The 11,711-nt window shown below is 59.3% G+C and carries 11 protein-coding genes; 8 read left to right on the top strand and 3 right to left on the bottom strand.

Features of this window, described 5'->3' with window-relative positions; genetic code table 11:
• From NKI47_RS29980 to NKI47_RS29955, 6 genes are all read left to right on the top strand, one after another.
• A complete protein-coding gene (locus NKI47_RS29980; protein WP_023678248.1) occupies positions 1-195 on the top strand; it encodes a 4Fe-4S dicluster domain-containing protein in 195 nt (64 codons plus the stop codon).
• Positions 196-293: 98 nt separating this feature from the next.
• Positions 294-614, top strand: a complete 321-nt coding sequence (locus tag NKI47_RS29975; protein WP_023678249.1) for a nitrogen fixation protein NifZ — start codon at positions 294-296, stop codon at positions 612-614.
• Entirely contained in the window at positions 611-823 is a 213-nt protein-coding gene (gene nifT / locus NKI47_RS29970; RefSeq protein WP_023678250.1) for a putative nitrogen fixation protein NifT, read from the top strand. The genes NKI47_RS29975 and nifT overlap by 4 nt, the downstream gene beginning before the upstream one ends.
• Positions 824-861: 38 nt before the next feature.
• Positions 862-1,767, top strand: coding sequence for an SIR2 family NAD-dependent protein deacylase (locus NKI47_RS29965; protein ID WP_352594664.1), 906 nt, complete (start codon positions 862-864; stop codon positions 1,765-1,767).
• A gap of 73 nt (positions 1,768-1,840) precedes the next feature.
• Positions 1,841-3,709 (top strand): ABC transporter ATP-binding protein, encoded by a 1,869-nt coding sequence (locus tag NKI47_RS29960; RefSeq protein ID WP_352594663.1) that lies wholly within the window; start codon positions 1,841-1,843, stop codon positions 3,707-3,709.
• Entirely contained in the window at positions 3,709-5,604 is a 1,896-nt protein-coding gene (locus NKI47_RS29955) for an ABC transporter ATP-binding protein (protein ID WP_352594661.1), read from the top strand. Before NKI47_RS29960 ends, NKI47_RS29955 begins: the two co-directional genes overlap by 1 nt.
• Before the next feature lie 602 nt (positions 5,605-6,206).
• On the opposite strand, the gene NKI47_RS29950 is transcribed toward NKI47_RS29955, so the two are convergent.
• The 3 genes from NKI47_RS29950 to nifA all read right to left on the bottom strand — a co-directional run bounded on the left by NKI47_RS29950 (position 6,207) and on the right by nifA (position 10,486).
• A complete protein-coding gene (locus tag NKI47_RS29950; protein WP_352594659.1) occupies positions 6,207-7,247 on the bottom strand; it encodes an LLM class flavin-dependent oxidoreductase in 1,041 nt (346 codons plus the stop codon).
• A 91-nt stretch (positions 7,248-7,338) separates the two neighbouring features.
• A complete protein-coding gene (hisC, locus tag NKI47_RS29945; protein ID WP_352594657.1) occupies positions 7,339-8,478 on the bottom strand; it encodes a histidinol-phosphate transaminase in 1,140 nt (379 codons plus the stop codon).
• Positions 8,479-8,713: 235 nt separating this feature from the next.
• Positions 8,714-10,486 (bottom strand): nif-specific transcriptional activator NifA, encoded by a 1,773-nt coding sequence (nifA, locus tag NKI47_RS29940; protein WP_352566037.1) that lies wholly within the window; start codon positions 10,484-10,486, stop codon positions 8,714-8,716.
• Between the two features lie 735 nt (positions 10,487-11,221).
• Between nifA and NKI47_RS29935 the strand changes: the two genes are divergently transcribed.
• A complete protein-coding gene (locus NKI47_RS29935) occupies positions 11,222-11,431 on the top strand; it encodes a hypothetical protein (protein WP_352594655.1) in 210 nt (69 codons plus the stop codon).
• 54 nt (positions 11,432-11,485) lie between these two features.
• The coding region (locus NKI47_RS29930; RefSeq protein WP_352594653.1) for a cation:dicarboxylate symporter family transporter at positions 11,486-11,711 on the top strand (226 nt) is incomplete at its 3' end.

Here is an 11,711-nt window from a genome sequence, read left to right as displayed (position 1 = left end):
ATGGCTTTCAAGATCATCGCATCCCAATGCACCCAATGCGGCGCCTGCGAATTCGAGTGTCCCTCCGGCGCGATCAAGTTCAAAGGCGAGAGCTATGTGATCGAGCCGCAAAAGTGCACCGAATGCGAGGGGGTCTTCGATGCGCAGCAATGTGCCTCGGTATGCCCGGTGCCGAAGACCTGCGTTCCTGCGTGACGGACATTGGGCTGCCGACATGGTCGGGGCTGCCTGCGCAGGACGCCTGGAACGCCTTGTTCACAATCTGCAGCCTCAAGGGAAATCAGGGAACGGACATGTCGCTCGGACGCGAAGAGGAGGTCGAAATCCGCAGGCCTCCACGATTCATGCAGGGAGAGCGGGTACGTGCCACTCGCCATATAAAAAATGACGGCACCTATCCTGGCAGGGAGATCGGCGAAAATCTCGTGCGGAAGGGCGACGAGGGATATGTGCGCGACATTGGCACCTTTCTCCAGCAGTTCTTCATCTATGCGGTCGAATGGATCGACCGTGGCACCGTCGTCGGCATGCGAGCGCGTGAACTGATGAGCCTCGACAAAGCCGAGGCGCCCTGCAGTGCCGATAGCAATACCAATGAAGGGACGGCCAGATGAAAGTCATGATCCGCAGGACCGATGCTGGCTTGTCGGCGTATGTCCCGAAGAAGGACCTCGAAGAGCCGATCATCAAGCTCGAGAAGGAAGAGTTGTGGGGCGGAACTGTGACGCTCAGGAACGGGTGGCGGCTCCTCCTACCCGATCTTCCACGGGATACGCGTCTGCCGATCACCGTCGAGGCAAGGAAGGTTTCCGAAGAGGACTGATGCTGCCCGTTCATAAGGTGCGTCGCGAGGAAACGAGCATGAACACGATCCTGACATCGGGCCACCTGGTCATCGTGCGGGACAGTTTTGCCGAAAAGCTGCTTGACCTGGCGAACGAAGCGCTCGCCGCCGATCAGGTGATCCCCTATCTCGGTCCGGGTCTTCTTGGGTTCAACTGTGCGGAACCGCCTGTGCCGCATACGCCGGAGGTCGTTGCCGCGGCACTCAATGCACGGGCGCCAGCCCCTTCCAGGATCCGCACCAATATGTGGTCGGTTGCGCAGTTCATCGAACAGCGCCGGCATCGCCGAACGCTTCAAGCTTGGATGACCGACATATTCGCAGCGCCGGTGGCGCCGACCCTCCTCCACGCCTGGCTCGCAAGGCTGCCGCTCTCCCTCATCGTCGACAGCTGGTACGACGGCGCGATGCGCACGGCTCTCGTAGAGACCGGCCGAACGGACGTCGTTGAGATACAAGGCGTCACGCGGGCGAACGAAATCGGTAACATTTGGACGAAAACCTACGATTTGTCCGGGAGGGAACTCGACCCCCGATCGGGGGAAAAGACGGTTCTCTATACACCTCACGGGAGTATTAGGCCTGCGCAAAACTTTCTCGTCGCAGATTCCGACTATGTCGAAGTCCTGACCGAAATCGATATCCAGACACCGATCCCAGACGTGGTGAAGGAAGGGCGCATCACCCGTGGATTTTTCTTCGTTGGCTGCCGCTTCAACGATCAGATGCTGCGCACCTACGCCAGGCAGATCATGAAGCGCTCCCGAGGTCCACATTGCGCGGTAATGGACGCGGAAACGCTGACCAGAAACGAAGCGCGTTTCCTTGCGGCAAGCGGAATCACGGTGATCGACATGCCAGTAAGTGAAGCCGCGGCTCGGCTTATAGGAACGGGCACTGCTGCAGGTGGTGGACAGGATTAACAATGGCGGGCCCCTTTGATGATTGGTCCTTCGGCTTGCCTCGAAGGCGCAAAATGCAGTCGGGAATACACCCGTGAGCAGTGATGCTATCGGCAGCGCAACGAACGCTCTAAATTCGTTGACCCATGTGGAAGCGGCGCGCTGGGGCCGGGATTTGAGTACGCTGTTGCGCATCACGCGTATGAATTTGCGGCATCCCTGGCAGGTCGCCTTCGCTATGGGCTCGACGGTCCTGGCGGCAATCCTCCAGTTGCTCATTCCCCAGCTTCTCGGCCGGGCCGTCGACCTGACCCAGACAGCCATCGGGGGCGGTGTCGCGGGGACCGCGGCAGGACAAGCGCTCTGGATCCCGGCTCTCCTGCTGCTCGCCGTCAGCGCGCTACGCGGCCTTTTCACGATGGCGCAGAACTATTTTGCCGAAGCCGTCGGGCATCATGTCGCGTACGAACTGCGGCTCGCCTACTACGACAAGATCCAGCGTCTCAGCTTTTCCTTTCACGACCGGGTCCATTCAGGCGATCTGATCACCATCGGAATGCTCGATCTCCAAGGCGTGCGGATGTATTTTTCCACCGCGCTCGTTCGCGTGCTCCTGCTCAGCATGCTGATCGGGATCGGCGCCTACATGATGATCTCGACCGATCCCATGCTCGGCCTGATCGCGCTGAGCTTCGTGCCTTTTGTCGCCTGGCGCTCATCGGCCACACAGCTTAGGCTGCGCGCCACCTGGCTCGACCTGCATGAGCGGCTTTCGGTACTAAGCCGCGTGATGGAGGAAAATCTCGCAGGCATCCGCGTGGTCCGCGCTTTTGCGGCTCAAGCCTATGAGATGCTAAAGTTCGACGGCGCTTCCAAGAACGCGCTCGACCTCGCCCACGACCGAGTTGACATCTACGTGCCCAGCACGTCGGCGATGACCTTGTCCTTCTTTTTCGCAATGGGATTGGTGCTCTGGATCGGTGGCAGCAGGCTCGTCGCTGGCGAGATCAGCGTCGGAACGGTGGCGACCTTCCTGACCTTCATGACAATCCTGCAAATGCCAGTCCGCCAGATCGGCCTCATGGTCAATGCCTTTGCCCGCGCTTCTAGCTGCGGTTCGCGGCTTTTCGGTCTCCTCGACCAGGAGATCACAATCAGGGATGCTCTCGAGGCCAGACCGCTCGAGATAAGCGACGGCACTCTGCGCTTCCACAATGTCTCGTTTGCGTACCCCAGCGCCGAAAACTGCGCCATTCTGAAGAACCTCAGCTTTGAGGCCCGTAGAGGCGAGACGATCGCGATCGTCGGTCCGCCGGGTTCGGGCAAATCGACGATGGCTCATCTGGTCCCCCGCTTTTACGACGTGACCGGTGGCGCCATCACGCTGGACGGCCAGGACATACGTAATGTCACCCTCGCGACGCTTCGCAAGGCGGTCGCCGTCGTACAGCAGGATGCATTCCTATTCACCACCACGATCGAGAACAACATCGCTTATGGCGATCCCTGGGCGAAGAGACAGCGAATAGAACGCGCTGGCGAATTCGCCCAGCTCCACAACTACATCCTCGGGCTCCCAGCAGGCTACGAGACGGTCGTGGGCGAACGCGGCGTCTCTCTCTCTGGCGGCCAGCGCCAGCGTCTCACGATTGCTCGCACCATGATGCTGCGCCCCTCCGTCGTCGTTTTCGACGACTCAACGGCGGCGATCGATGCCGGCACCGAGCAGCGCATCCGCGCGGCGATGCGGCGCTTCGCCAAGGATCGGGTGACGATCATCATCGCGCACCGGCTGAGTGCGCTTATGCACGCCGATCAGATCCTTTTTGTCGATAACGGCGAAATCGTAGAACGCGGCACGCATCAAGAGCTTTTGGCGAAGCGGGGACGCTACAGGGCCCTTTACGATCTCCAGACGCGCCCGGGTGATGACATTATGACCCAGTATGGGGGCGCCCGCTGATGGCGCAGGGCCGCGCCGGCGAACTCGAAGCCGAACGTGACGACGGCAGACGCCCTCCGCGCGCCGTTGTCGGCTCGCACCGCATCGAGGAGGAGATGTTCGGCCGGGCTTTCGACAAGAGCATCCTCCGGCGCATCTGGACCTTCGTCCGTCCCTATCGGGCCAGGGTAGTTATCACGATTGCAGCAATGCTGATCTTCACCGGGACGCAGCTTCTCATCCCGTTGATCATCCGCTACGCGATCGACCAGGGCATGAACCCGGCAAGGACCGATCGCTCAGCCCAGCTTGCGGCCGTCGGCGCGTTCGTTTTGGCGATTTTGGTCAATTTCGCTGCCGGCTACATGCAGGAAACCGTGGTTGGGAAAGTGGCCGAAACTGTCCTGTTCGACATCCGCCGCGCCATGTTTGGCCATCTGCAGAAGGTGTCGCTCTCCTTCATGGACAAGACCGAGGTCGGACGCCTCATGTCGCGCCTGCAAGGCGACGTCAACTCCATACAGGAATTCCTCGAAACCTCGGTATATTCCGTAGGCGATGTTGCGCTTCTCTTCGGCATCGTTTTCGTAATGCTGTGGCTCGACTTCCGCCTCGGCCTCCTGACGCTCTCGGTTCTGCCGGTCCTGGTGATCGTCCGCATTGTCTGGCTGCCGCGTGCCCGCGCCGCCTTCATGGCTGCACACGAGACTAATTCCGTCGTCAACGGCGCGCTGGCCGAAGCCATTCACGGCGTGCGCACCGTCCAGTCCATGGACCGCCAGCAGGTGAATTTCATCCTTTTTGACGACAAGGCCCATGCCAACCTCAGGACCCACCTGATCGCTGCCAAATATGCACTGGTCATGGTGCCTATCGTCGATGGCCTCACCGGCCTCGCCATGGCCGCCGTTATTGTGGTCGGCGGCTCGATGGTCATGAATGGCCGCATAGATGTGGGCGTATTGGTTGCCTACCTATTTTACATCCAGCGCTTCTTTGACCCGATCCGCTCACTCACCCTGCAATATTCGGTCATGCAGCGCGCCATGGCCTCAGGCAAGCGCCTGACCGATGTGCTCGACGTCAAGATCGATGTTCAGGACAAACCCAATGCCGAGGTGCTTTCGCCCGAAATGGACGGCTCGGTCGAGTTCAGGGACGTCACCTTCGGGTACAATCCGAACCGTTCGGTGCTGAAAAATGTCTCCTTCCGGGTCAATCCCGGCGAGACGGTCGCACTGGTCGGGCCGAGCGGTTCCGGCAAATCGAGCGCGATGGCCCTGGTCCACCGCTTCTATGATGTTCAGCAGGGCCAAGTGCTGGTCGGCGGACATGATGTGCGCGATCTCACCCAGGAATCGCTCGGCCGCCAGGTCGCCATGGTGCTGCAGGAGCCATTCCTGTTCACCGGGACGGTCTTCGAGAACATTCGATACCACAAGACGGAAGCCACGCGCGACAAGGTGATCGAGGCCGCCAAGGCGGTCGGCGCCCACGACTTCATCATGAGCCTCGCCGACGGGTATGAGACCCAACTTGGCGAACGCGGCGACAACTTATCTCTCGGCCAGCGCCAGCTTATCAGTTTCGCCCGCGCCCTAGTCGCCGACGCCAAGATCCTCGTGCTCGACGAAGCTACCGCCAACATCGACAGCTACACGGAAATGCAGATTCAGAAGGCTCTGATAAAGCTGCTTGAAGGCCGCACTGGCCTCGTGATCGCCCACCGTCTTGCCACGACCCGGGGTGCCAACCGCATCATCGTGCTTCAGAATGGCCAAGTTGTTGCGACTGGCAACCACGATGAGCTAATAGGCATGGGCGGCCTGTATTCCAAACTCTACTATCTCAACTACGCCTCCTTCGACGACCTTCCCGAACACGATACGACCGTACAAGCCGGCTCCCAGACCTGACGTCTTGTCGGCCTTGTGGTACTGGCATTGACTTCGGGCGTGCCGGCGGACACTCAGGCCGCCGCAGACGAGGAAGCAGGCAGCATTCATGGAAAGCACTCGCGCACATCGTGAAGACCGGCTGCGAAGATTTCCTCCAGCATCGTTATCCGACCGCGGTGCACCCCGCGACATCGGGCGAACTCGCTCCAGGTGGTGTCGCTCGGCGTAGCAAAGCCGCTCGCGAGCGCGCCCTCAACAGCGCCGTAGCGAGTGACGGCTTTGCTACCGCGAGCCGCTGATGAAGCTGGATCTGGGCGGCGCACCGGCGCCGCCCCTGGCGAGAAGAACCTCTGCGGCGGGCTATGGGCAACGACTAGCGCGAGCGCGACGAGCAGACGCGCCCGCATCGTGACGCGCTCGGCTCCTTAGGATCGTGCAGGTTCACACGATGGCCCAGACGCCAGCCAACGCACAAACCTGGTAATCTGTGCCGCCGGCTCGTCGTCAGTTTGGCCTCCCTCCCGATTGCCCGCCCCCACCACGTGCACGCTCGAGCACGTGGATGTGAGGGAGCGCTGTTACTACGATTTAACCTTCAGATCAGACCGCGAATTTCATGGTCAGCCAAGTCGAGCCATGATTTCGGATTGAATGGTCGTCGCGGTGTACAGGGAAGCATCTAGCGGCAGATTTCCAAATGCCAGTTGACAAAGAAGGTAGTTAGCACCTGCCTCTTCCAACTGACTGAGCAGAGCTTCTCGCACAGACGCTGCTGATCCTACCACGCACAATTCACGCTCTATTGCCGCATCGAAGGTCAGCGGCAGGTTTGGTGGAGTCGGGATGGCATTAAGGTCGTAAAGGAATTGGAAGCTCTTGAGCCATCGATCGTAAGCAGGTGCCGCGATCGAATACGCGTCTGTTTCAGAACGCCCAACCACGACCATGCGGAGCAATCCAATAAATGGCGCTTGATCGCCCGCGCCAGCGTTGTCCTCTCGATAGGCGCGGAACGCATCAGTAGTTTTGCGAACAGAAGAGGAAGGTCCTACACACGCGATATTTGCTCCATTCGCAGCGGCCCAGGCTGCGGACTCGGGTCGATTGGCGGCGACCCATGTCGGCGGATGTGGACGCTGATGAGGTCTTAGCGTCAAAGGAACGTCATTGAGCTCAAAATGGCGGCCTTGATAGCACAGCGTGCCAACCTTCATGGCATTAACAAGTATTTCAACAAGAATTTCGCTGGCTTCCGCATAGCGGCCCGGCACCGCGTCCGCACCAATCCCGAAGTAACCCAATTCGATCGGGAGAGCACCGCGCCCTATGCCCAGTTCGAGCCTGCCACCGCTCAACTGGTCCAGCATACAGATCTCTTCGAACGCACGCAGCGGATGATAAAGCGCAAGCAGCATCACCAAGGGTCCGAGACGCAGGCGCCGGGTGCGCTGGGCGACGCTCGATAAGAACAGATTCGGCGATGGACCTCTCCCATGGGGGGTACAGTGGTGCTCTGCGAGATGATAGGCATAGAACCCTAGCTGATCGCACGCCTCTGCTAATATCAGGCGATCTTCGTACTGCCGGGCGATATCGAGGCCGTCCTCGTCCAGATGATCGAAGATGCCGAAGGCTAGGTTTGAAGGAAAGACGTTTGTCACTCGATATTGTCCCCGATTTTAAAGAAAAATGTTGTCGTGCTTGGGTGACCAAGCAAGTCTAAAGATAGCAATGTGTGATATCGGATTAGCGTCAGCGTACCGAACGAGCAGAGCCTGACGCTCCCCTGCCCGTGCTGCTTGGTATGTTTAAGCTTCCAACTATATCGCGAGCGGCAGCAAGAAATGCATCCAATTGCTCTTTTGTGCCGATGCTGACGCGGATGCAATGTTCCAAACCATTGTCCGGAAAGTAGGCAACGAGTATCTTTTGCCTTTCCAAGGCTGCTTGCCACCATGAGCCGTCCTGTCCCGCTGGTACACGGGCTAGCAAGAAATTTGCGTGGGAGGGCGTTACGGAAAATCCAAGTTGCGACAGTGCGGCTGTCACTCGCTGTCGTTCATGTCTGATGTGCTTGTGGTTCTCTGCGTAGGCGCCGCGATGCGCAAGCACGCTGATACCAACCGCATGCCCAATCACGTTCATGTTGAAGACGTTCTGGATGTTGCGCAGCCTGCCAATAATCTCAGGGTGACCGAAACCGAAACCGACGCGAATGCCGGCGGCGGCATAGCTCTTCGAAAATGTTCTCAAGATCAGAAGGTTCGAATAACGGTTGATGAGGCGCAGCCCGTGATCGGGTGCAAAGTCGACGTAGGCCTCATCAAGGACGACCAGGCGATCCGATTGTGCCACGAGGCGTTCGATATTGCTTATCGAGAGGAATGTTCCGGTCGGATTGTTTGGATTGGCCACCAGAATGAACTTGGCGTCTTTTGCCGGACCGGAAAGCAATTGCTCCATTGGCAGCGAATGAGTTTGACATCCGATCTCGAGAAACTCAGCACCATGCAACATGGCAAGTTTGCGGTTGAACGAAAACCCTGGCGATATCATCGCCACCTTGTCGCCAGGGGCGAGGAAAGCTCTGTAGATGAGTCCGAGCAGTTCAGACGACCCGTTGCCTGCGATGACCTGATCCGTGGATACGCCATAGGTATTGGACGCTGCTTCCCTCAAGCTGATGTTATCGTCGTCCGGATACAGATACTGGCGCTGGAGGGCCGCCACTGCACTTTGCATTATGATTGGCGGCAACGGAAACGGGTTCTCATTCGTATTCAGCTTGACAAAACTTTTGTCCGGCGCTGGTCCGTTGGACGGCAGAGCATCTAACTGTCGCGTCCCTTGCGGAAGAGACGAAAGCACAGCTTGCAGTTTTGCATCGGACATATTTTATCTCCGTTTCAGTCGCACAGGGGCATCCGTATGAGCTCGCAACGAGAGCAACATGGCGGACGGATTGACGATGGCAGCGTCGCCTTTCACAAGATGGTCGCAACGCCGGCTGCCACGGGAATTCGGCCAGGCTGTCCTCGGTCGGATCGACTTGACGCGGACGCGGATCTGCATCCCTGCGCGGGCCAAGCCGCTAAGCGGTCTCAGCTAATCCGCCTGAGTCAAGCTTTCACAGACGCTTGACCTCGATGCCGTATTTCCTCAGCACGTAGCCAATCTGGCGCGGGGTCAGTCCAAGCAGGCGCGCCGCCTTTGCCTGCACCCAGCCACATCTTTCCATGGCAGCAATGACGCGCTCGGCGTCGGTGGTCCTCGCGCCCAATGAGTGGGTTGCTCCGGCAGGCGGGACTGTGGTGGCGGCCGAACGAGCGGCCGCATCCGGCGGCGTGGCCGGATTCACTGCCTCTGGGAGGATTGGCGCTGGTTGCAGCGCGGCCTTGCCCGATCTGCTCTTCCGCAGCGCCTCGGCAAAGCATTGGTCGTGGGAGCACGCAAAGTCGTTTCTCCCGATTGATCGTCCCTCCGCCAGGATCGCTGTCCGGTGCACGCAATTTTCAAGCTCGCGAATGTTGCCGGGAAATTCACATTTCATCAGTACTTCAATCGCACGCGCATCGAAGGTCAGCGTACGGCCGTTCTCATCGTTGAAATTCTTGAGAAACTCAGCTGCGAGGAGCGGAATATCGCTGCGCCTTTGGCGTAATGCCGGCACCAGCAAGGGAACCACGTTGATGCGATAATATAGGTCGGCGCGGAACTCATTCCTTGCAACCGCCTCTTCAAGGTTCCTGTTCGTGGCGGCAATCACGCGAACGTCGACCTTGATGGTCTGGTTGCTGCCGACGCGCTCAAACTCCTGCTCCTGCAGCACGCGCAGTAGCTTTGCCTGGAAGGAGGCCGAGATCTCGCCGATCTCATCCAGAAACAACGTCCCCTTGTCGGCGAGCTCAAAGCGACCCTTGCGGGAATTGAACGCGCTTGTGAAGGCACCCTTCTCATGACCGAACAATTCGGATTCCAGGACTGTCTCTGGCAGCGCTGCACAATTGAGTTTGATGAAGGGCCGCTTGGCGCGCGGCGACAACTCGTGAATTGCCTTGGCGACCAGCTCCTTCCCGGTACCGGATTCGCCTCGCAACAGAACCGTGGTCTTTGCCTTAGCTACCACTGCGATCTTCTCGAGCAGCGCGCTTAGCGCCGGACTATCGCCAATCATCCCCTTGACGTGAACCTTCTTGCGCTGCGGTGCAGGGTGCTTGACATCAGAGAATTGCGTTTGCAGCCGATCTTCCACCTCTGTCGGTCGTTCGCGGTCGCCCGCGGAGAAGCGGTGCAACTTGACTGTCTGTCCCACCATGTTGGCGATCATCGTGAGCAGCCGGACATCATAATCGAGCCGATACGTTGACCTGCTGTCCAAGGCGCGGTCGATAGTCAGCGTGCCTACGGCGTTCCCATCAACACGAATGGGAACGCCGATGAAGGACACGGTGTCGGAGGCCCCAAGCACCTCTATGTCAGCGGCAGTGAAGGCCGAATGCACCGCTATGTTCTCGGCGACGAGCGGCGTGTCCGTCGTCACAATCAGATCGATTGCCTTGCGCGGCAGGCGCATCCGGGAGCGCTCATCGCTGTTCTCGTCGCAGCCGGTGACTACGGTGATGTCCAGTACGCCCTCAGCGTCGAAGAGAGCGATGATGCCGTGCCGCATCTGCACAAACGAGGGCAGGAGATCGACGACCTTGGCCAACGTGACTTCGAGCCGGGCGGGGTCGGTGAGTACTTTCGATATTTCGAAGATGCCGGTAAGCGCGTGCTCGTGCGATGGCACAAAAGGGACCGCGGTGTTCATCTCGGACTTTGGGTAAGCCCTTTTCGCATCCGGAAGCGAAATGCGGCACTCGCTGGCATTTTGTTCTGATTTGGGAATGTTGTGGTGCATATGATCCTCGATCTCGCGCCATGAAATGCATGCCGGCGGCATGTGCGCCCGCGACGTCGCGGGCAAGCGCGAAAATGCTCTGACGTGAACTCGTGCCACCGCCGTGTGGTCGAGTGCAAAGCGGGTCGACCCCTGACGCATCGCTTGGCTCTCCCTCCACGAAGCTTGGCCACGTTCTCGGCTTGCACGGGGGCAACCACACGTTGATTTTCAAAAGACTGGAGCGAGGCGGGATAGTCAATCGAGCTTTCTTTCATTCGTGAAAGGAAACCTCGCGGCCTATGATAGAATTCATCAGTTCTAATTTTGTCGGCGATGTTGAACGACAGAAATACGGCGCCGGCGATGCGGTGCCCGAGCGGCTGACCGCGCCGAGTTGCCGGGCCGTGCCAGTCACCAGCGCCTGCGAACCAGGGGCGGGAGCGATAATCACTGCCGACGACACGGATCGGTCGCGGCAACCGCCATTTCCTCGATATTGATGACGCAGATAAGGCGGCGGCGTCGCGTGTGAAGGCGCGAAGGTGGCGGTCGAGCGCGGCTTTCTCGGCGGTGCTCGGAACTTCTGAACCGCATCGTCGCGGTCAGCACCAGCGGCGTCAATCCCTACGTCTCGACGTCGCTTTCAAGCTGTCGCTGCAGCGGCAGCGCGGCAAAGAACACGGCAATTCTCCGCTCTGGTGCCAGCGATGCGGCCCCTTCCCAAAGTCGGCAAACCGAGGAGCCCACCACGATGTGCAGCAAAACCGCAAGCCAGAGAGATCGACCGGCAATCTGCCGGAGAACATCAAGCGCGTGCTGGACGGCGGCCTTGTCATTCCCGTCTTGTGCCACCGCATTCATCCCATCATTGGCGGGCCCAACGTCAGTTCAGGTCATGCGGATCCATTTGGCATGGGTATTGCGGCGGCGTTGGTGCAGCGTTCGACCGGAGCGCCGCTATAGGGAGAAGCCCGGGAGAAGTCACGCCACCTCGATCCGGTCAGGGAGAGAGAAACAGTGTCAGCTGCACAAGTCCGCGGCGCGAGTCCCGCGCCCCGCAAACCCTTCTATGCCAAGCTTTACGCGCAGGTGCTTGCCGCCATCGCCCTCGGCGTCGCAATTGGCTATTTCTATCCGGGAACCGGCGAGAGCCTGAAGCCGCTGGGTGATGCCTTCATCAAGCTGGTCAAGATGATCATCGCGCCTGTCATCTTCCTGACAATTGCGACCGGCATTGCCGGCA

It is taken from the genome of Mesorhizobium sp. M0633, assembly GCF_040320645.1.
In the GTDB taxonomy this organism is placed as follows: domain Bacteria; phylum Pseudomonadota; class Alphaproteobacteria; order Rhizobiales; family Rhizobiaceae; genus Mesorhizobium.
The sequence above is the reverse complement of the archived record's forward strand: the minus strand, read 5'-3'. Positions and strand labels throughout refer to the sequence as shown.